This is a genomic window from Kitasatospora sp. NPDC101108 (assembly GCF_055584725.1).
In genome coordinates, this window is sequence record NZ_JBVJLM010000001.1 from 226774 (window position 1) to 247218 (window position 20445).

At 73.7% G+C, this 20445-nt stretch carries 19 protein-coding genes; 15 read left to right on the plus strand and 4 right to left on the minus strand.

Annotated features, from left to right (window positions below):
• The first annotated feature begins 126 nt into the window (after nucleotides 1–126).
• Nucleotides 127–957, plus strand: a complete 831-nt coding sequence (locus tag ACZ6Z8_RS01105) for a MerR family transcriptional regulator (RefSeq protein WP_465604954.1) — start codon at nucleotides 127–129, stop codon at nucleotides 955–957.
• Nucleotides 954–1940, plus strand: coding sequence for a BtrH N-terminal domain-containing protein (locus ACZ6Z8_RS01110; RefSeq protein WP_465604956.1), 987 nt, complete (start codon nucleotides 954–956; stop codon nucleotides 1938–1940). Before ACZ6Z8_RS01105 ends, ACZ6Z8_RS01110 begins: the two co-directional genes overlap by 4 nt.
• 47 nt (nucleotides 1941–1987) lie before the next feature.
• Here ACZ6Z8_RS01110 and ACZ6Z8_RS01115 read toward each other — a convergent pair whose 3' ends face one another.
• Together ACZ6Z8_RS01115 and ACZ6Z8_RS01120 are read right to left on the minus strand one after the other, a co-directional pair.
• The gene (locus tag ACZ6Z8_RS01115) at nucleotides 1988–3652 is read right to left on the minus strand and encodes a hypothetical protein (protein ID WP_465604959.1); all 1665 of its coding nucleotides are present in this window, start codon (nucleotides 3650–3652) and stop codon (nucleotides 1988–1990) included.
• A gap of 257 nt (nucleotides 3653–3909) precedes the next feature.
• Nucleotides 3910–4833 carry an NADP-dependent oxidoreductase gene (locus tag ACZ6Z8_RS01120; RefSeq protein WP_465604962.1) on the minus strand — a complete coding sequence of 308 codons (924 nt, stop codon included), beginning with the start codon at nucleotides 4831–4833 and terminating at the stop codon, nucleotides 3910–3912.
• 144 nt (nucleotides 4834–4977) lie between these two features.
• Between ACZ6Z8_RS01120 and ACZ6Z8_RS01125 the strand changes: the two genes are divergently transcribed.
• From ACZ6Z8_RS01125 to ACZ6Z8_RS01135, 3 genes are all read left to right on the plus strand, one after another.
• Entirely contained in the window at nucleotides 4978–6018 is a 1041-nt protein-coding gene (locus tag ACZ6Z8_RS01125) for a GlxA family transcriptional regulator (RefSeq protein WP_465604965.1), read from the plus strand.
• A gap of 118 nt (nucleotides 6019–6136) precedes the next feature.
• Complete coding sequence (locus tag ACZ6Z8_RS01130) at nucleotides 6137–6889, plus strand: DUF72 domain-containing protein (protein ID WP_465604967.1); 753 nt, start codon at nucleotides 6137–6139, stop codon at nucleotides 6887–6889.
• 314 nt (nucleotides 6890–7203) lie between these two features.
• Nucleotides 7204–9012, plus strand: a complete 1809-nt coding sequence (locus ACZ6Z8_RS01135) for an FAD-dependent monooxygenase (protein WP_465604970.1) — start codon at nucleotides 7204–7206, stop codon at nucleotides 9010–9012.
• On the opposite strand, the gene ACZ6Z8_RS01140 is transcribed toward ACZ6Z8_RS01135, so the two are convergent.
• Nucleotides 8963–9466: a hypothetical protein gene (locus ACZ6Z8_RS01140; protein WP_465604973.1), complete on the minus strand. Its 504-nt coding sequence runs from the start codon at nucleotides 9464–9466 to the stop codon at nucleotides 8963–8965. The genes ACZ6Z8_RS01135 and ACZ6Z8_RS01140 overlap by 50 nt on opposite strands.
• Nucleotides 9467–9707: 241 nt before the next feature.
• On the opposite strand from ACZ6Z8_RS01140, the gene ACZ6Z8_RS01145 reads away from it, so the two are divergent.
• Nucleotides 9708–9878 (plus strand): hypothetical protein, encoded by a 171-nt coding sequence (locus ACZ6Z8_RS01145; protein ID WP_465604976.1) that lies wholly within the window; start codon nucleotides 9708–9710, stop codon nucleotides 9876–9878.
• 85 nt (nucleotides 9879–9963) lie between these two features.
• Here ACZ6Z8_RS01145 and ACZ6Z8_RS01150 read toward each other — a convergent pair whose 3' ends face one another.
• Nucleotides 9964–13008, minus strand: coding sequence for a glycoside hydrolase family 2 TIM barrel-domain containing protein (locus tag ACZ6Z8_RS01150; RefSeq protein WP_465604979.1), 3045 nt, complete (start codon nucleotides 13006–13008; stop codon nucleotides 9964–9966).
• A 320-nt stretch (nucleotides 13009–13328) separates the two neighbouring features.
• On the opposite strand from ACZ6Z8_RS01150, the gene ACZ6Z8_RS01155 reads away from it, so the two are divergent.
• From ACZ6Z8_RS01155 to ACZ6Z8_RS01195, 9 genes are all read left to right on the plus strand, one after another.
• Nucleotides 13329–14180 (plus strand): fumarylacetoacetate hydrolase family protein, encoded by an 852-nt coding sequence (locus tag ACZ6Z8_RS01155; protein WP_465604982.1) that lies wholly within the window; start codon nucleotides 13329–13331, stop codon nucleotides 14178–14180.
• A gap of 11 nt (nucleotides 14181–14191) precedes the next feature.
• Nucleotides 14192–14386, plus strand: coding sequence for a hypothetical protein (locus tag ACZ6Z8_RS01160; RefSeq protein ID WP_465604985.1), 195 nt, complete (start codon nucleotides 14192–14194; stop codon nucleotides 14384–14386).
• Nucleotides 14383–15147, plus strand: a complete 765-nt coding sequence (locus ACZ6Z8_RS01165; protein ID WP_465604988.1) for an SDR family NAD(P)-dependent oxidoreductase — start codon at nucleotides 14383–14385, stop codon at nucleotides 15145–15147. The genes ACZ6Z8_RS01160 and ACZ6Z8_RS01165 overlap by 4 nt, the downstream gene beginning before the upstream one ends.
• Nucleotides 15144–16142 carry an aldo/keto reductase gene (locus ACZ6Z8_RS01170; protein WP_465604990.1) on the plus strand — a complete coding sequence of 333 codons (999 nt, stop codon included), beginning with the start codon at nucleotides 15144–15146 and terminating at the stop codon, nucleotides 16140–16142. The genes ACZ6Z8_RS01165 and ACZ6Z8_RS01170 overlap by 4 nt, the downstream gene beginning before the upstream one ends.
• Entirely contained in the window at nucleotides 16142–16882 is a 741-nt protein-coding gene (locus ACZ6Z8_RS01175; protein ID WP_465604993.1) for a (Fe-S)-binding protein, read from the plus strand. The genes ACZ6Z8_RS01170 and ACZ6Z8_RS01175 overlap by 1 nt, the downstream gene beginning before the upstream one ends.
• A complete protein-coding gene (locus ACZ6Z8_RS01180) occupies nucleotides 16879–18342 on the plus strand; it encodes a LutB/LldF family L-lactate oxidation iron-sulfur protein (protein ID WP_465604996.1) in 1464 nt (487 codons plus the stop codon). Before ACZ6Z8_RS01175 ends, ACZ6Z8_RS01180 begins: the two co-directional genes overlap by 4 nt.
• On the plus strand, nucleotides 18339–19109 hold the full coding sequence (locus ACZ6Z8_RS01185; protein ID WP_465604999.1) for a LutC/YkgG family protein: 771 nt from the start codon (nucleotides 18339–18341) through the stop codon (nucleotides 19107–19109). The genes ACZ6Z8_RS01180 and ACZ6Z8_RS01185 overlap by 4 nt, the downstream gene beginning before the upstream one ends.
• A gap of 25 nt (nucleotides 19110–19134) precedes the next feature.
• Nucleotides 19135–19830 carry a FadR/GntR family transcriptional regulator gene (locus ACZ6Z8_RS01190; RefSeq protein WP_465605002.1) on the plus strand — a complete coding sequence of 232 codons (696 nt, stop codon included), beginning with the start codon at nucleotides 19135–19137 and terminating at the stop codon, nucleotides 19828–19830.
• Nucleotides 19831–20121: 291 nt separating this feature from the next.
• Nucleotides 20122–20277, plus strand: coding sequence for an RICIN domain-containing protein (locus ACZ6Z8_RS01195; protein WP_465606287.1), 156 nt, complete (start codon nucleotides 20122–20124; stop codon nucleotides 20275–20277).
• Nucleotides 20278–20445: the final 168 nt, after the last annotated feature.

Here is a 20445-nt window from a genome sequence, read left to right on the forward strand (position 1 = left end):
GCGCGAGGGGGTGTCAACGACCGCTACCGGTACGGCCCGCGGTGCGCGACCACCGTGTTCGTCCAGGTGGCTGCCCAACGGGTCCGGGTCGATCCCGCGATCGGCCCGGTGCTGGACCCTCCCACCGTGGGAGGGTCCACCATGATGGGCGTGCACGACGAACTCCTCACCATCGGGCGCTTCGCCCGCCTGTGCCGCCTCAGCGTGAAGCAACTGCGGCACTACGACGACCTGGGGCTGCTGGCCCCCGTCCGCGTGGACGCCGCCTCCGGCTACCGCTACTACGTGGCCGGGCAGGTGCGGGACGCCCTGACCATCGCCCTGCTGCGCGAGTTGGACCTCCCCCTGGCCGTGATCGCCCGGGCGCTGGCCGCCGGGTCCGAGCACCGGGCGGGGATCCTGCGCGCCGAACGGGACCGGCTGGCCGAACGGATCCGCAGGGACCAGGCCCGGCTGGAGGTGCTGGAGCGGCTGGCGGCGGACGGCCTGCCGGGCTACGAGGTGACCCTCGGCAGGGAGCCGGAGCGCCGGCTGGCGGTGGTGCGGGCGATGAGCACCCCCACGCGGCTCGGAACCACGATCGAGGAGTGCGCGGCGCGGCTGCTGCCCGCGCTCGGCAGGACGGGAACCGCCTGGGAGCCGCCGCTGTGGGGGCTGTACCCGCTGGACGTGGAGGAGCCGATGGAGATCGCCCTCGGGGCGCAGACCCCGCAGGGGGACGGCACACCCGGCCTGGAATTCGAGCTGCTGCCCGGCGGGCTCGTCGCCTCGACCGTGCACATCGGGCCCTACGCGCAACTGCCCCTCGCCTACACCGCACTGTTCGCCGCCGTCCACGAGCGCGGGCTGCGCCCGCAGGCACCCGTACGTGAGGCGTACCTCGTCGGACCGGCCGAGGCGCCGCAGGAGGAACTGATGACCCGACTGGTCATCCCCCTCCGGGAGGGCACGGCATGACCACGATCCCCGGCATCGACACCCGCGGCACGCGGCACTGCGAGACGACGGCCCTGGGAGTGCTGTTGCGGCACCAGGGACTCGACCTCTCCGAGCCGATGCTGTTCGGTCTCGGCTCCGGTCTGTCCTTCGTCTACTGGGACGGCAGGAACATGGACTTCCCCTTCCTCGGGGGACGGGTCAAACCCTTCGACCTCACCAGGAACCTGGCCACCGGGCTCGGACTGGAACTCCTGGTCCAGGAGACCACCTCCCCCCGCAAGGCCTGGGACAACGTGGTGGCCGCCGTCGACGCGGGCCACCCCGTCGGCCTCCAGCTCGACAGCTACCACCTGGACTACTTCGGCACGAAGGTCCACTTCGGCGGCCACGTCGTCGCCGTGTACGGCTACGACGACCACAACGCCTACCTGGTGGACACCGACCAGCAGGGCGGAGCGGTCTCCACCAGCCTGACCAGCCTCGCCCGGGCCAGGGCCGCGCGGGGCCCGATGACCGCCAGGCACCGGTCCTTCACCCTCACCGCGCCGAGCGATCTGCCCGCCCCGCACCGACGGATCGTCCACGCCATCACCGCCTGCGCCGACGCCTTCCTCGACCCGCCCATCGCCAACCTCGGTCACCGCGGCATCGAGAAGGCCGGCAGGCTGGTGCGCACCTGGCTCCAACGCTCCGACGACCCACGGCGGGACCTGCCGCGAGCCGCCCTGCTGATGGAGAAGGCCGGCACCGGCGGCGCCCTGTTCCGCAACCTCTACCGCGACTTCCTCGCCGAATGCACCGAACTGCTCGACAGCCGCCACCTGCGCACCGGCCACACCCTGTACACCGAGGCGGCCGTCCTGTGGACGGAGGTGGCGGCACTGATCAGGGAAGCCGGTGAATCGGGCGACGCGCGGCACCTCGTCAGGGCCGGCTCGATCCTCGCCGACCTCTCGCGCACGGAGCGCGAGGCCATGCGAGCACTGAGCCGCCTGGGGTGAGGCACCGCCTGGGGTGAGGCACCAGGGGGCGGCGATCCCGCCCCGCGCTACGGCCGACCGCCGCCCGGGGGCCGTCCTCGCCGTTGCGTCTCCTCCGTGCCGGGGGTGCGTTCCTTCCGCCGGCGCATCAGCTCGTCGGCGACGGCCACCACCCCACCGGGGGCGATCTCCTCCAGGTCGTCGAGGACCATCGCCCACCCGCCGAGGAACACGGCCCGGGCGGCCAGCCTGCGGGCGCGGGCGGGCTCGGACAGTTCCACCAGAGTGGCCAGGGCCCGCGCCCGCGCCCGGCCGTGGGGGATGGTGTGGGCCAGGTCCTCGGCGCGCTCCGGATCACCCTGGCGGGCCAGCGCGGCGACGACGTCGGTGAGCGCCTCGCCCCGCCCCCAGCGGTCGGGAATCGCGGGGACGAGGGCCTCGGCCCGGGCCGTCTCGCCGCTCCGGGCCAGCTCGCCGACGACCGCCATCAACGCCCGGCTCCGCGCCCGGCGGTCGGCCAGGGCACGGGCGAGGACCTCGGCCCGGTCGGTGTCCCCGGACCGGGCCAGCACCTCGACGACGTGGGCCGTCCGCGCCGTCCGCAGATCGGGATCGTCGATCCGGTCGACGTGCGCCATGGCCCGCTCGACGCGCCCGTGCCGGGCCAGCAGCGAGGTCACGGCCTCCCGCAGCGCGAAGCCCTCGAACCCGGTGTCGCGGCGGAGCAGTTCCTCGGCCCGGTCGGCCACGGCGAGGGCCACCTCCCGGTCGGCGGTCCCGGCCAACGCCTCCAGCAGCTCGGGCACGATCCTCGCGTCGAAGTGCGGGCTCGGCCGCGCGCGGATCGTGAGACACAGGACATCGGGGTCGGCCCGACCATCCCCCGACCCCGCAGTCGACCCCGCAGCCGCGGCCTCGGCCTCCTCGGCCGCCCTCGCGGCGGCGGCCCGGGCCACGCTGCGCAGCACGGCGTCGAGCCGGTCCAGGTCGCCGAGGCGGGCCTCGACGGCCAGCACCGCGACGAGGAACGCGCGCTGTCCCACGCCCTTGCGGCCCTCACAGCGGACGAGGTCCTCCACACGGTCGGCGAAGTCGCCCGCCAGCACGCGGTCGCCCGCGGCGTGCGCGATCTCCACGGCCGTCACCAGTACGTGCCCCAACTCCGCGCCGTGGCCGGCGCACTCGACGGCTCTGGCGACGTGTTCGAGCGCAGCCGGGAAGTCACCGCCGTCCGCCACCGCCTTCGCCAGTCCGGCCCAGGCACGCGGCCAGTTGTGCGGGTAACGGACCGTCTGCGCCAGGCGGGCGGCGCACTCGTGGTCACCGGCGCCTGCCACCGCCGCGATGTGGGCGACCAGGGCGTCGTCCCGCAGTGCGCGGTCGGTCAGCGAGTCGAGGAGCACCCGCGCACCGTCCAGGTCCCCGGCCTCGCCCGCCACCCGCACCAGACAAGCCAAGTCCGCCTCCGGACCGGACCGGCTCCCGCCCGACCGGACCAGCTCGACCGCCCGGTCGACATGACCGGCACGCACCAGTGCCGCCGCCAGGTCCAGGTCGCTCCTGTGGTCCGCCTCCTGGTGCGCCGCCAGCCGCAGGACCGTCAGCAGGCACGGGGCGAACCCGCTGCGCAGCAGGCCCCTGTCACCGCTGCCCGGCGGGGCCGGGCCGAAGCGCTGGTCCCCGAACCTCGTCGAGTAGACCTCCAGCCCCCACTGGGCCAGTCCCTTCACCACGCACGCCCCCCGCCGATCGACCGCTGCCCGTGCCGCACGAGGCGGCCCCCACCCGAACCGGACACGATAGTCCGCCGCGACCTGGTTCTCCCTCCTCGGGGCGGCGGAGGGAGCCTCCCGGGGCCGACGGACGTCCCGGCAGACGTACCCGAAGGGCCGGGCGAACCCGGTCGGCCGGACGGCGGGTGAGTGCCCGCCGCCCCGCCGGGCGGTCAGGCGACACTCCGGCGACCGTCCGGCGACAGCGCCCGCGACCGTCAGGCGACGGTCAGGACGATCTTGCCGGTGGTGCGGCCCAGTTCGCCGAGTTCATGGGCCTTCGCGGCCTGGCCGAGGGGAAGGACGGTCTCGACCACGGGCCGCAGCGCGCCCCGGTCGGCCAGGGCGGTCAGCTCGCGCAGGCCCAGGTGGTCGGGTTCGACGAGGACCCAGCTCGCCCGTACGCCGTCGCGGGCCGCGGGGACGTCGTCCGGGCCGGGCAGGGTGATCAGCCGGCCGCCGGGCCGCAGGACCGCCAGGGAACGCTCGGCGGTCTCGCCGCCGAGCCCGTCGAGCACCACGTCCACGTCGGACACGGCGTCCTCGAAGCGCACCGCCCGGTAGTCGACGACCTCGTCCGCCCCCAGCTCGCGCAGCAGCCCGTGCTTGCCCGCGCTGGCCGTGCCGATGACGTGGGCGCCGCGGGCCTTGGCGATCTGGACGGCCAGGTGGCCGACCCCGCCGGCCGCCGCGTGAACCAGCACCCGCTCGCCGGGGCGCACGTCCGCCGCGTCGACCAGGGCCTGCCAGGCGGTCAGCCCGGCCAGCGGCAGGGCCGCCGCCTCCACGTGCGTCAGGGCGGCCGGCTTCGGGGCGAGGTGCCTGGCCGGCGCCACCACGTACTCGGCGTACGCGCCCGCCTGGCGGGGGAACAGGGGCATCCCGTAGACCTCGTCGCCGGGGCGGTGGATGCCCACCCCGGGGCCGACGGCCTCCACGGTGCCGGACACGTCCCAGCCGACCGCCGGTACGTCACCCCACTCGATCAGGCCCCCGCTCGCCCGGGTCTTCCAGTCCACCGGGTTGACCCCGGCCGCGTGCACCCGCACCAGGACCTCGTTCAGCCCGGGCTCGGGCCGCGCCACCTCCCGCTCGACCAGCTGCTCGGGTCCGCCCCACTGCTCCACCACCACTGCACGCATGTCCGTACGCCTCGTTCTGTCCGGACCGATCGGATCGGTCGACTCGCTTCACCGCCGGGCTCCCCGGCACGACGTGCTCAACGATCCGGCACCCGGGGAGGCCATGGTGTTGGCCGTCCGGCCACTATGTGACAGGATCTGGCCATGGGACGGATCCTGGTCGAAGCACCGCAGCAACCTTCGAACCGGGCGGCGGTGCCCGGTCCGCACCGGATCGCCGTGCTGGCCCTGCCCGGGGTCCCGCCATTCGAGCTGGGCATCCCCTCGCGCGTCTTCGGCAGCGCCCACGACGCCGAGGGCCGCCCGCTCTACGAGGTCACGGTCTGCACCGCCGACGGAAGCCCCGTCCTCAGCGACGCCGGCTTCACCGTTCAGCCGGCCGCCGGCCCGGAAGCCCTGGCCGCGGCCGACACCGTGGTCGTCCCGCCCACCCACGCGATGCCGGAACTGGGGCGCGGCGGTCCGCTGCCGCCCGAGGTCACCGCTGCCGTCGCCCGCATCCGCCCCGGCACCCGGCTGGTGTCCATCTGCTCCGGCTCCTACGTGCTCGCCGCGGCCGGGCTGCTCGACGGCCGGCCGGCGACCACCCACTGGAACCTCGCCCCCGAGTTCCGTCGGGCCTACCCGGCGGTCAGGGTCGACGAGGAGGTGCTCTTCGTCGACGACGGTGACGTGCTCACCTCCGCGGGGGTGGCCGCGGGCGTCGACCTCTGCCTACACATCATCCGCCGCGACCACGGCGCGGCCGTCGCCAACCGGACCGCCCGGATGTGCGTCGTACCGCCGTGGCGGGACGGCGGGCAGGCCCAGTACATCGACCGCCCGGTGCCCGACCCCACGATCGCCGACACCAGCGCCACCCGGGCCTGGGCGCTCGACCACCTCGACGAACCGCTGCCCCTCGGCCGGCTCGCCGAGCACGCCCGGATGAGCCTGCGCTCCTTCACCCGGCGCTTCCGCGACGAGGTCGGCATGACCCCGGTCCAGTGGCTCACCGCCCAGCGGCTCGAACTGGCCAAACAGCTCCTGGAGACCACGGACCTCTCCATCGACCTGGTCGCCCACCGGGTCGGCTTCGGCACCGCGAACTCCCTGCGCGCCCACATGCGGACGACGCTCGGCGTCTCACCCGCCTCCTACCGCCGCACCTTCGGCACGGACGCGCGCGCAGCGGCGGCTCGGTGACCGACAGCCCCGACCACATTGGTCCAGAGCAATTCGGAGGGCCGACCCGCCCAGGGGGTGATCACCACAGCCGCGGCGATCGCGTGCCCGGCCCGGCGGACGGGTGTTTGCTGGACTCATGTCGTTGATCGTCGGTACCTCCGGTTGGCAGTACGACGACTGGCGCGGGCTGCTCTACTCGGAAGGGACGCCCAAGCGGCGCTGGCTGGAGGAGTACGCCGAGCGGTTCGCCACGGTGGAGAGCAATGCCGCCTTCTACCGGCTGCCCTCGCCGGACACCTTCGCCGACTGGCGCACCCGTACCCCGGAGGGTTTCGTGTTCGCGGTGAAGGCCAGCCGCTTCCTCACCCACATCAAGCGCCTGCGCGAGCCGGCCGAGCCGGTTCAGCGGCTGCTCGCGGCGGCGCAGGGCCTCGGGGAGCGGCTCGGCCCCGTACTGCTCCAGTTGCCTCCCACGCTGCGCGCGGACGCCGAGCTGCTGGACCGCTGTCTGGCCGCCTTCCCGGCGGGCGTGCGGGTCGCCGTCGAGCCGCGGCACCCGTCCTGGTGGACGCCGGAGATCCGTGCGGTGCTGACCGGCCGGGCCGCCGCACTGTGCTGGGCCGACCGGGAGTCACGGCCGGTCGCCCCGCTGTGGCGGACCTGCGAGTGGGGCTATCTGCGCTGCCACACCGGTCGGGCCCGGCCCTGGCCCCGGTACGGGCGGCGGGCGCTGGCCGGCTGGGTGGGCCGGATCGCCGACAGCTGGGCGGACTCGGCCGACGTTTTCGTGTACTTCAACAACGACCCGGGTGGCGCGGCGGTGCTCGACGCGAGCGCGTTCGCGGCCGCCGCCACGCGGGCGGGCCGCACCGTGACCCGGACGCCGTAGCGGGTGGGCGTCGACGCCCATCCGTGTCGTGCGCCGCACGGGCGGCGAGGGGGGAGCCGCCCTCGTGGGACGGTCCGTCAGCCTGCCAGGCCCGCCACCGGGCAAGGAGTCCTGTCCTGCGCCCACGGGCGCCACACCATTGGCGTGCCCCCTGTCGCGAACCGGGCCGGGCTTCGGCACGGTGGGAGGGAGCTCCCTGACTGCCGTCGACCGGGCCGTGTCCGCGCCGCCGCTCCATGCCCGGCGCGAGGCGACCGCCCGATGACATACGAGATGGTGCGCCCACCCACGGGCGGGACGATGCGGAGGATGTCATGGAGCGACCCGAAGGCGCCCGAATACCGGTGCTGATCGTGGGCGGCTCCCTGGTGGGCCTGTCCGCGTCGGTGTTCCTGAGCCGCCTGCGCGTGCCGCACGTACTCATCGAACGCCGACCGGACACCTCCAGCCATCCCCGGGCCCGCGGCTACAACCCGCGCACGATGGAGATCTACCGCGGGATCGGCCTGGAGGAGAGCATCCGCGACGCCGCCGGCGGCATGCAACACCACGCCGGTGTGCTGCGGACCGCGAGTCTGCTGGCCGAGGAACAGCACTGGCTGTTCGACCATCGCGATCCGAAAGGCGTCACGGGCGCGTTCAGCCCCTCCACGTGGGCCCAGTGCACCCAGGACCGTGTGGAGCCGATCCTGCGCGAGTACGCCCGCAACCAGGGCGCGGAGCATCGTTTCGGCACCGAACTGCTCGGCTTCGACCAGCAGGAGGACGAGGTCGTCGCGACCGTACGCAGCGGACACGGGCCCAGCCATGCCCTGCGGGCGAGCTACCTGCTGGCCGCGGACGGCGCCCACAGCACGGTCCGCGAGGCCTTGGGCATCGGCTGCTCCGGACGGGGAGCGCTCTTCCACAACCTCAATGTGCTGTTCACCGCCGGACCCGACCTCGCCCGGGCCGTCGCCGGCCGCCGCTTCACCGTCTGCTACCTGGAAGGCCACCGGGCTCAGGGCGCGCTGCTGCCCGTGGACGGGGAGAGCCAGTGGATATTCCAGGTCCCCTACCACCCCGACCGCGGGGAGCGCGTCCAGGACTTCACTCCCGAGCGGATCACCGCCCACATCCGCCAGGCCACCGGCCTGACGAATCTGCGGATCGAGATCCACAGCACCCTGCCGTGGCACGCCAGCCAGAAGGTCGCCGACCGGTTCGCCACGGGCCGGATCTTCCTGATCGGGGACAGCGCCCACCAGGTGCCGCCCACCGGCGGCTTCGGCGCCAACACGGGCATCCAGGACGCCCACAACCTGGCCTGGAAACTGGCCGCCGTCCACCGCGGCCACGCCGACCGCACCCTGCTGGACAGCTACGAGGCGGAACGGCGTCCGGTGGCCCTGGCCACCGGACGCCTGGCCGGCGCCCGCGCCGGCCAACTGCACCCGCCCGGTTACCAGGGCCCCCGCACCCCGCTGGTCAGCCCCAGCGACCTCGTGCCCGCCTACCTCGCCTACCGCTACGCTTCCAGCGCGATCGTCGCTGCCGCCGACACCCGTGGTGCGGCCCGTACGCTCCCGACCGGCGACGTGCTCCGGGCACCTGCCGCCGACAGCCGACTGGTCGGGCTTCCGGGGACCCGCAGCCCCCACGTGTGGGTCCGTCATCAGGGCGAGGACATCTCCGTCCTGGACCTGTTCGGGGACCGCTTCACCCTGCTCACCGGCGACGGCGCCGAGGCCCGCGCCTGGCGCCGGGCCGCCCGGCAGGTCGGCCGGGCCGTCGGCTGGCCACTGGCCGTCCACAGCATCGGCCGGCATGGCCGGCTGCGCCCCGTGGACCCTGCCGACGGCCCGCACCGCTGGGGCATCACCCCCGGTGGAGCGGTCCTGGTGCGCCCTGACGGCTTCGTCGCCTGGCGCTGCCCGGACGCCCCCGCCGACCTCCGTCAGTCCCTCCACCTCGCGCTGGCCCAGGTACTGGGACGTACCGGCCACCGGTCAGCCGCACCGGCCCGTCCTCCCGCGGCCCGAACACGGCAGCGCGCCGCGCGCCGGAGGAGGGCCGACGCGCGGCGGGTTCGGGTCAGTTGCCGAGGTCGATCTCGAAGACGGTGCGGTCCGGGTACCGGGTGATCTTGGCCTGCCCGGAAGCGCCCGCGTAGGAGCCGGTTCCGCCCAGGACGGCCGACTCCCACGAGTAGGGGCCGGGCCCGAAGCGGTTCTGCATCGAGCTCATCACGATGCTGCCCTCGCTGGTCTTGACCACCCCCTGGCAGTGGGCGACGTACCCCTCGCTGGTCGCGTGGACGGCGCTGCACTGGGACGAGGACTCCCCGATGCGTCGTCCGGTCCTGCCGTCGCCTTCGAGTTCGTACAGCGCCCGGTACATCGTCCAACTGTCACCCACCCGCGGGTGCTCGGGCTGGGTACTGGTCTCCTGCGTACCGACCCAGCGCAGCACGTGCACCCGGGAGGCGGTGGCCTGCACGGCCGGGATCAACGTGAACGCGGTCATGGCCACGGCCGCCGAGGCGGTCGCGGCCACCGCCACGGCCACGGGGCCGGAACGGAAACGGGGACGGGACATCTGTTCTCCTACAGGAAGCCGGAAACGCCCTGACGAGGATGCCGGGCGGGTTCACCATGCAGTCCCGAGAAGCCGTCGAGCCGAAGCGGTCAGCCGGTGTCACCCGCGCGACGGCACGGAATGGCCTGGATGGACGCAGTGGCCGGTCTCCGGACCCGCCTCAGGGCCCTCGCCCTGAGTACGGCCCGGCCTGCCGACGCCCTCACCGTGCTGTCGGAGGCCTCCACTTACGGTGCCGCCCATGACCTACCACGCCGCCGCCGTCGCGGATGCCGACTGGGATCACCAACTCGCCCACGCCTTCGGCGTCGTGATCGGCCGCCCCCTCACGGAGCACGGCCCCGAAGCGGTCTACCTGGACGAGGCTCGACGCACACCGCGCAGGCGGGTCGGTGTCAGTGGCCCGCGTTAGTCTCCCCGTACCCTGAGGAAACACCGGACGGCCGCCCCTCGAATTCGCCTACAGGAGGCGGCCCTCCGGCTCCGGCAGGCCGGCGTCACGGGCGGTGGAGCGGCGTGAGGAGGATGGTGAAGTCGGCGGTGCCGACTTCGAGCCGGTGCTGGGGCAGGACACCGGGGCCGCAGGCGGCGCTTCCCAGGCCCTGGACGGCGTGGTCGGTGTACAGGTGGACCACCGGACCGGGGACGAGTTCGGTGGGGTGCCGGGCCGCGGCGAGTTGCCGGTCGGTCCAGCGGCGGGCGGAGAAGTGGAAGAGCTCCTCGCCCTGGACGCGGATGCGCCCGGCGGATCCGTCGCTGATCTCGGCCCACCGCACGTCCGTCCGGTTGCCGTTCTCCTGCGGGCGCACGTAGGGCGTCTGCAGTTGGTCGACCGTGGCGTGGAAGCGTCCGACCCGGACCGCCTGGCGCGAGTCCGGGTAGGCCTCCCCCGGGCCCGCGCCGAACCACTCGACCAGCGACCAGTCGGCGGGCAGTTCCCAGGCGAGACCGATCCGGGCCAGCGGAGGTGCGGCGTTCCTGCGGAGCAGTTCCCGCTGCTCCTGTGGCGGCAGCCCGGCATCGACCACCGCGTCGGTGGAGCGGACCGGGTACTCGGGCCAGTGACCGTCCGGTTCGGCGTGCACGTGGAGCCGCAGGCCGGGTCCGTCGCCGGTCCAGCGGTACGTGGTCAGATAGCCGCAGGCGACCGCGGCCGCGGCGCTGCGGACCACGACGGTCAGGCCCTCGGAGTCCGGTTCGACGGACACGGTGCGGTGCCGCAGCCGGTCCAGGCCCCGGTCCTTCCAGTAGGCGGCGTCCTGCTGGGCCCAGCCGCCGCGGTCGTTGTCCGTGGGGGCTCGCCAGAGGTTCAACCGGGGCCCTTGCAGCGGGTGTTCGGCGAGGGCGAGCAGGCGCCCGGTGGCGGGGTCGAAGCGGCCGGGCCCCAGTGCGAGGTGGCGGTCATTGGCGCGCACCGCTGCCTGCGGGCCGTCCGGGCGCCTGCGACGGGGGCCGGGCTCGGGTGCGCGCAGCGGGAGTTGGCCCCAGGCGACCAGGTGGCCCTCGGGGGCCCACGCGGTGGCCTTGGCCAGCTCCGCCCGGACGGTGAGCCAGAGTTCGCCCTCGTCGTCCCGCCCGGTCGGCAGGTCGAGCGCGGGCAGCGCCAGCCGGCCGCTCTCCCCGGCGGCCAGCCGCGGGGTGGGCAGCTCTCCCCGGGCCAGCTCGGTGCCCTCGCACGTCAGCGACCAGGTGAACCGGAGGTGGGACAGTTCCAGCACCTCGTAGCGGTTCTCCACGGTCAGCGTCCCGGGCTCCGGGCCGGGGCCGATGCGGACAGGGGCGATGACCTTGGCGTACTCCAGCAGGCCGGGCGAGGGGGTGCGGTCGGGGAAGAGCAGGCCGTCGCAGATGAAGTTGCCGTCGTGCAGGTCCTCGCCGAAGTCACCGCCGTACCCGAAGAACGCGCGGCCCTCGGCGTCGTGCGTCCGCAGCCCCTGGTCGATCCACTCCCACACCCAACCGCCCTGGACCCGCGGGTACTCGTCCCACAGCCGCGCGTACTCGGTCAGGCCGCCGGGGCCGTTGCCCATCGCATGGGCGAACTCGGTGAGCAGGAACGGCCGGTGGTTGCGCGGATCGTCCGCCGGGTCACCGGACCCGGGCCGTGCGGGGTACGAGGTCTCGCCCGGGAGCAGTTGTCCGCGGCCGGTGCGGGCGACGGCCGCGGGCGGGCGGTACATCTCGGCGAACACGTCGGTGTACTCGCCGAGCCGGTCGCCCTCGTAGTGGATCGGGCGGGAGGGGTCGCGCCGGTGCAGCCAGTCGGCCATCGCCCGCAGGTTCCGGCCGTCGCCGGCCTCGTTGCCCAGTGACCAGAGGATGACGCTCGGACGGTTCTTGTCCCGCTCGACCGTGCGCTCGATGCGGTCCAGGTAGGCGTCGCGCCAGCGCGGGTCGTCGGAGGGGTTGCGCTCCCAGGGCGTGGCGTCGGCGCGCTCGAACCCGTGGGTCTCCAGGTCGCATTCGAGCGCGACGTACAGCCCGAGCTCGTCGCACAGGTCGAGGAAGGCCGGGTGCGGCGGGTAGTGGGAGGTGCGGACGGCGTTGATGTTGTGCCGCTTCATCAGCTCCACGTCGCGGCGCATGGTCTCCCGGGAGAGGGCGCGGCCGTGGTCCGGGTCGAACTCGTGCCGGTTGACCCCGCGCAGCACGACGCGCCGTCCGTTGACCCGCAGCACCCCGTCGTCGTCCACGACGACGGTGCGGAAGCCGACCCTGACCCGGACGCGTTCGGTCGCGGTGCTCAGCTCGGCCTCGTACAGGTGCGGCTCCTCCGCGCTCCACGGCCGCACCGCGGGCAGCCGGAACTCGCCCTCGGCGGGCCGGTCGTCGATCGCGAGGGCGGGCACGGTGATCCGCACGGGCGCGTCCGCGTCCACGTTCACGCGCAACCGGCCCTCGCCGGTTGCGGCGTCGTAGTCGGCGTGGACGAAGACGTCCCGGATCCCGCCCGCCGGGCGGGCGAGCAGTCGCACGTCGCGGAAGATGCCCGACAGGCGCCAGGTGTCCTGGTCCTCCAGGTACGTACCGGCGGAGAACTGGTGCACCCGCACGGCCAGCACGTTGCGGCCGGGCCGCAGCGCGGCGCTCACGTCGAACTCGGCCGGCAGGCGGCTGCCGTAGGTGACGCCCACTTCCGTCCCGTTGAGCCAGACCCGGGCACAGGAGTCCACGCCCTCGAAGCGCAGCACGGCCGGCACGCCGTACCAGGAGTCGGGCAGCTCGAAGACCCGGCGGTAGTCCCCGGTCTCGTTCTCGTCCGGGACGAAGGGCGGGTCCAGGGGGATGGGGTAGGCGACGTTGACGTAGACCGGCCGTCCGTGGCCGCGCAACTGCCAGTGCGAGGGAACGGGCAGGGTGTCCCAGGAGCTGTCGTCGAACGCCGGGTCCTGGAACCCGTCCGGGTCGCTGTTCAGCGTCGGTGAGAAACGGAACGCCCAGTGCCCGTTGAGGTCGAGCACGGGAGCGTCGGTGTCCAGGACCGCGCGCGGCACGAGCCCCCCACGGCCGATCGCGAAGTCCTCGAAGTAGCGTGCCGCCATGCGCAGTCCTCCGAACGGTCTCGGGCGATGCGCGCGACCGTACTATCGAAGGCTTCTTCCGGGAAGCACCCCTGCCGAGTGGTGGCACGGAGGACTTCAAGAGCCTGACGGACAAGAGGAAACCTCGGATGACTCGGAACCGTGATCCCGCCACCTCCCCGCCTCTCCCCCGGGCCGCAGTACGCCCTCTCTGCTGCGCAGTTGAGTCCGGTTCGGGCCCGGTGGCGAGCGGAAACCGGAGGAATCCTTGCGGTGCCCGGGGTGGCCTCGTATGGTCATGGCACTGCGGATACATCCGATGTGTTGAGGGGAGTCACCACATGAAGCTGCTTCGAGTCGGCGAGCCGGGAGCAGAGACGCCGGCCGTCCGCGACGAGGACGGAACGACCCGCAGCCTCGCCGGACTGACCGACGACATCGACGGGGCGTTCCTCTCCTCCGGTGGCATCGACCGGGTCCGCACCGCCCTGGCCGAGGGGTCGCTGCCCGTCCTGGACACGACCGGCCTGCGGATCGGGGCTCCCGTCGCCCGCCCCGGCAAGGTGGTCTGCATCGGCCTCAACTACCGCGACCACGCCGAGGAGACCGGGGCGGCCGTCCCCGAACGGCCGGTCGTCTTCCTGAAGGACCCGTCCACCGTCGTCGGCCCCTTCGACCCCGTGCTGATCCCGCGCGGCTCGGTGAAGACCGACTGGGAGGTGGAACTCGCCGTCGTCATCGGCCGGGAGGCCCGCTACCTCACCTCCCCGCAGGAGGCGGCGGAGTGCGTCGCGGGCTACGCGATCAGCAACGACGTCTCCGAGCGGGAGTTCCAGCTGGAGTACTCCGCCCAGTGGGACCTCGGCAAGTCCTGCGAGAGCTTCAACCCGCTCGGGCCCTGGCTGGTGACCCCGGACGAGGTGGGCGACCCGCAGGACCTGGGGCTGCGGCTGGCCGTCAACGGCGAGCCCCGCCAGGACGGCAGCACCAAGAACATGATCTTCGAAGTCGGCTACCTGATCCGGTACCTGAGCCAGTACATGGTGCTGCGCCCCGGCGACGTCATCAACACCGGCACCCCGGCCGGCGTGGCCCTCGGCCTGCCCAACAACCCCTACCTGCGCGACGGCGACACCGTCGAGCTGTCCATCGACGGCCTCGGCACCCAGCGCCAGACGCTCGTCAACGCGTGAAAGGCATCCCCTTGTCCGCAACCACAGCGCGGATCACCGCCGTCGACACCTACGACGTCCGCTCCTTCTCCGACGGCCACTACCGCGCCCTCACCGCCCCCGGGTTCTCGGCCGCCCTGCGCCGGTCCGCGCTGGACACCTACCGCTACCCCCACGGCTCCCTCCGGGCCGTCGAACTGACGTGCTGGCAGGAGGCGATCGCATGACGACGGCGGAACTCGACGGGTTGACCGCACTCGTCACCGGCGGCGCCTCCGGAATCGGCCTGGCCACCGCCACCCTGCTCGCCGAGCGCGGAGCCCGGGTGGCCGTCCTCGACCTCGACCCGGCGGCCGTGCCGAAGCCGCTGCTCGGCTTCACCGCCGACGTCTCCGACGACGCCTCGGTGTCCGGTGCCGTCGAGGCGGCCGCCGAGGCGCTCGGCGGCATCGACATCCTGGTCAACAACGCGGGCATCGGCGCGACCGGCACGGTCGCGGACAACCCGGACGAGCAGTGGCACCGCGTCCTCGACGTCAACCTGCTGGGGGTCGTCCGCACCACCCGGGCCGCCCTGCCGCACCTGCGCCGCTCCACCCGGGCCTCGGTGGTCAACCTCGGCTCCATCGTCGTCACCACCGGTCTGCCGCAGCGCGCACTCTACGCGGCGAGCAAGGGCGCCGTGCACTCGCTCACCCTGTCCATGGCCGCCGACCACGTCCGCGAGGGCATCCGGGTCAACTGCGTCAGCCCCGGCACCGTGGACACCCCCTGGGTCGGCCGGCTGCTGGACACCGCCGACGACCCGGCCGCCGAACGGGCGCAGCTCAGCGCCCGTCAGCCGCACGGGCGTCTGGTCACCCCGCAGGAGGTGGCCGCGGCCATCGCCTACCTGGCCTCCCCGGCCGCCGGCAGCACCACCGGCGCGACCCTCCAGGTCGACGGCGGGATGGCGAACCTGCGCCTGCGACCGGAGGCTGCATCGTGACCGCGCGCCGCCGCCCCCTGGGGCACAGCACGGTGGAGGTCGGTGAACTCGCGTTCGGCGCGGCGGGCATCGGCAACCTGTTCACGCCGGTGAGCGACGCCGACGCCGAAGCGGCGGTCAGCGCCGCCTGGGAGTCGGGCGTGCGGTACTTCGACACCGCCCCGCACTACGGCCTGGGCCTGTCCGAGCGCCGGCTCGGCCAGGCCCTGCGCGGCCGCCCCAGGGACGAGTACATCCTCTCCACCAAGGTCGGCCGGCTGCTGCAGCCGGCCCCGGAGGCCGAGGGCGACGACCTCGCCGACGGCTTCGCCGTCCCCGCCACCCACCGCCGGGTCTGGGACTTCAGCGCCGCGGGCGTCCGACGCTCGATCGAGGACAGCCTGGAACGGCTCGGGCTGGACCGGATCGACGTCGTCTACCTGCACGACCCCGACGACCACGCGGACCAGGCGATCTCCGAGGCCTACCCGGAGCTGGCCCGGCTGCGCACCGAAGGGACGGTCGGCGCGATCGGCGCCGGGATGAACCAGGCGGAACTGCTCGCCCGGTTCATCCGCGAGACCGACCTCGACACCGTCCTGCTGGCCGGCCGCTACAGCCTGCTCGACCAGCGCGGCCTTACCGAGCTGCTGCCGCTGGCCGCCGAACGCGGCGTCGGCGTGGTGATCGGCGGCGTCTTCAACTCCGGCCTGCTCGCCGACCCCCGCCCCGGCGCGACCTTCGACTACGCTGCCGCGCCCGAGGAGCTGCTCACCCGCGCCCTCGACCTCAAGGCCGTCTGCGAGCAGCACGGCGTGCCGCTGCGCGCCGCGGCGCTGCGCTTCCCGTTCGGGCACCCCGCCGTGGCGAGCGTGCTGGTCGGCACCCGCAACGCCACCGAGGTGCGGGACGCCGCTGCCATGCTCCGGTACCCCGTGCCGGTGGCGCTGTGGGCGGAGTTGAAGGAGCGCGGGCTGCTGCCGACGGGCGTCCCCACCCCGGAGGAGTCCCACTGATGCGCATCGCGCTGTTCATCACCTGCTTCAACGACACCATGTTCCCCGAGACCGGCCGCGCCGTGGTGACCGTCCTCGAACGGCTCGGCCACACCGTGGAGTTCCCGCAGGCGCAGACCTGCTGCGGGCAGATGCACATCAACACCGGCTACCGCACGGACGCCGTCCCGCTGATGGCCCGGTTCACCCGCACCTTCGCCGAGTACGACGCGGTGGTCACCCCGTCCGCGTCCTGCGCCGGACTGGTCCGGGAGCACCACGCCGAGCTCGCCGAGCAGTACAGCACCCCGGCCCTGCACCGCCAGGTCACCGAACTGGCGCCCCGGGTGCACGAGTTCACCGAGTTCCTGACCGACGTCCTGGGCGTCACGGACGTCGGCGCCCGCTTCCCGCACCGGGTCACCTACCACCCCACCTGCCACTCGCTGCGCGGGCTGCGCCTCGGCGACCGGCCGGAGCGGCTGCTGCGCGCGGTCGAGGGCCTCGACCTGGTCGAGCTCCCGGCCGCCGACTCCTGCTGCGGCTTCGGCGGCACCTTCGCCGTCAAGAACGCCGCGACCTCCGGAGCGATGCTCGCCGACAAGGTCGACACGGTGCACAGGACCGGCGCCGAGGTGCTCTGCACCGTCGACAACTCCTGTCTGATGCACATCGGCGGCGGGCTGTCCCGGCAGGCCGCCGGGGTGCGGACCATGCACCTGGCCGAGATCCTCGCCAGGACCGAAGGAGTGCGGCCGTGACCGCCCCGGGCGAGCGCGGAGTGGTCTGGCTGGGCTCGCCGTCCTTCCCCGAGGCCGCCCGTGAGGCCCTCGGCAACAGCCGGCTGCGGGCCAACCTGAAACACGCCACGACCGTCATCCGCGACAAGCGCCTGACCGTCGCCTCCGAGCTGGACGACTGGGAGGAGCTGCGCACCGCCGCCGACGCGATCAAGACCCGTACGCTGCGCCACCTCGACCACCACCTGGTGCGCCTGGAGGAAGCCGTCACGGCGGCCGGCGGGACGGTCCACTGGGCCGCCGACGCCGCCGAGGCCAACCGCATCGTCATCGAACTGGTGCGGGCCACCGGCGAGACGGAGGTGGTCAAGGTCAAGTCCATGGCCACCCAGGAGATCGGCCTCAACGAGGCGCTGGCCGAGGCGGGCATCTCCGCGTACGAGACCGACCTCGCCGAACTCATCGTCCAGCTCGGCGACGACCGGCCCTCGCACATCCTCGTCCCGGCGATCCACCGCAACCGGACCGAGATCCGCGAGCTGTTCGCCGAACGGATGGGCGACTGGGGGCAGCCGGCCCCCGAGGGGCTGACCGACGAGCCTGCGGCGCTCGCCGAGGCCGCCCGCCGGCACCTGCGGGAGAAGTTCCTCCGCGCCAAGGTCGCCGTCTCCGGTGCCAACTTCGCCGTCGCCGACACCGGCACCGTCGTCGTGGTGGAGTCCGAGGGCAACGGCCGGATGTGCCTCACCCTGCCCGAGACGCTGATCACCGTGATGGGCATCGAGAAGGTCGTCCCCACCTGGGCGGACCTGGAGGTGTTCCTCCAGCTGCTCCCCCGCTCCTCCACCGGCGAGCGGATGAACCCCTACACCTCCACCTGGACCGGCACCACGGAGGCCGACGGCCCGTCGGTGTTCCACCTCGTGCTGCTCGACAACGGGCGCACGGACACCCTCGCCGACACCGTCGGCCGCGCGGCGCTGGGCTGCATCCGCTGCTCCGCCTGCCTCAACGTCTGCCCGGTCTTCGAGCGCACCGGCGGCCACGCCTACGGCTCGGTCTACCCCGGGCCGATCGGCGCTGTCCTCACCCCGCAGCTCGTCGGCGTACAGAACGCCGCATCCCTCCCGTTCGCCTCCACCCTGTGCGGTGCCTGCTACGACGCCTGCCCGGTGAAGATCGACATCCCGAAGCTGCTGGTGCACCTGCGGTCCGCGGTCGTCGAGGCCGAGCGCGGACCGGTCGGCCTGCCGACCGCCGAGGCGCTGGCGATGAAGGCGGCCGCCACCGTCCTCGGCTCCCCCGCCCTGCTGGGCGCCGCCCAGCGGGCGGCCTCGCTCGGCGGGCGGGCGCTGGCCCGGGACGGCCGGATCGGTCGGCTGCCCGGCCCGCTGAGCGGCTGGTCCGCGGAGCGGGACACCCCGGCGCCGCCCGCCGAGTCCTTCCGCACCTGGTGGCGCAAGAACCGGCAGGGGAAATGACAAACACTCGGAACGCCGTACTCGCCCGCATCCGCGCCGCGCTCGCCGACGTCCCCGCCGAGGAGGGCCCGGAGGACGTACCCGTCCCGCGCGGCTACCGGCGCGGTCACGCCGACGGCGAGGACCTGGTGGCCCTGTTCGCCGAGCGGGTCGCCGACTACCGCGCCACCGTCGTCCGGACGGACCCGGACGGGCTGCCCGCGGCGATCGCCGCCGCCCTCACCGCGCGCGGCGCCCGGCGCCTGGCCGTGCCCGACGGCTTTCCGGACGCTGTGCTGCCCTCCGGCGACTGGGAATGGCACCGGGAGCCCTTGGACGTCCCCTCGCTGGACGCCCTGGACGGCGCCGTCACCCTCACCGCCGTCGGCATCGCCGTCACCGGCACCGTCGTCCTGGACACCGGCCCGGGCCAGGGCCGGCGCACCCTGACCCTCGTCCCCGACTACCACCTCTGCGTCGTGCGCGCGGAGCAGATCGTGGACGACGTCCCGGGGGCGCTCGCCCTCCTCGACCCGCGCCGGCCGCTGACCTTCGTCTCCGGCCCCTCCGCGACCAGTGACATCGAACTCACCCGGGTCGAGGGCGTGCACGGGCCCCGGACCCTGGTCGTCGTCATCGTCGACTCCGCCGGAACGGCGGCGAGGACCGCCCTGTCCACCCCGGTCCACGAGGAGCCGACCGAGGAGCAGCCGTCCCGGCCTCCGGCCCCGGCCCGGGTGCCTCGAAGCGCCGCGGCCGGGACGGGCGGAACCCGTATGCTGCGATGATCAGACGACCAGGAGAGGCGAGGCAGTGCCAGTCACCGACGAGGCGATCGAGAAGATCAAAGCCATGATCGTGAGCGGTGAACTCCGCCCGGGTGCGAAGCTCCCGAAGGAGGCGGACCTCGCCGAGCGGCTGGGCCTGTCGCGCAACTCCCTGCGGGAGGCCGTCAAGGCGCTCTCGCTCATCCGGGTGCTCGACGTGCGCCAGGGCGACGGCACGTACGTGACCAGCCTGGAGCCCGACATCCTTCTGGACGCCCTGGCCTTCGTCGTCGACTTCCACCAGGACCACACGGTGCTGGAGTTCCTGGAGGTCCGCCGCATCCTGGAGCCCGCCGCGACCGCGATGGCCGCCCGGGTGATGTCCGAGGAGGACATCACCGGCCTGGCCGAGCTGCTGCGGAACCTGGACGAGGCCGCCACGCTGGACGAGATCATCGCCAACGACCTGGAGTTCCACCGCAGGATCGCAGCCGGTTCGGGCAACACCGTGCTCTCCTCGCTGATCGACGGCCTGTCCGGGCCGACCACGCGCGCGCGGATCTGGCGCGGGCTGACCGAGGAGGGCGCGGCCGAGCGGACCCGTCAGCAGCACCGCGCGATCTACGACGCGATCGCCGGCCGGCGCCCGGAACTCGCCCACGCCTGGGCGACCGTGCACGTCGCCGGGGTCGAGCACTGGCTCCGCGAATCCCTCGGCGAGCCGGGATCGGCCCTCGACTGACAGCTGACAGGGCGACACCCCGGCAGCGGGTGGCGCCCGCCGCCGGTGGACCGGCCCCTCGCCAACGGACAGCACCTCGTTCACCGAGTCCCGTCGCCCTGCCCGACGCCCGCGACCAGCTCACCCTGGCCGCGGGCGTCGCTGTGTTCAGATCGGGCTGACTTCTCAGCCGGGCGGCGGAAATGAGTCCTACCGAGTCGCAGAGCCGACCGGCGGCGACACCTCGGCTGGTCCAGCCACTGGCGGGCGACCGCCGCCGACCAGTCCACCTACAACGGCGGCAACAACCAGCTGTGGTACTTCGAGCCGGCCGACGGCGGCTACCTGCTCCGCAACTACGAGAGCCGACAGATCCTGGAGGTGAGCGGCGCGTCGACCGCCAACGGCGCCACCGTCGACCAGTCGAACGCCACCAACCAGTCCCACCAGACCTGGACGATCCAGTAGCCCGGGCGACACCCCCGTGAGCCGAGACGGGGGGCCGGAGGGCCTCACTCTCCGGCCCCCCGTTGTCAGCAGCCACTCTCCCTGCCGAGCGGCCCCCGCGCCGACCGTCCGCAGGGGCGGTGGGCGCGGGGGCCGCCGGTTCGGTCGATGGACCGGGCGCGAAGAACT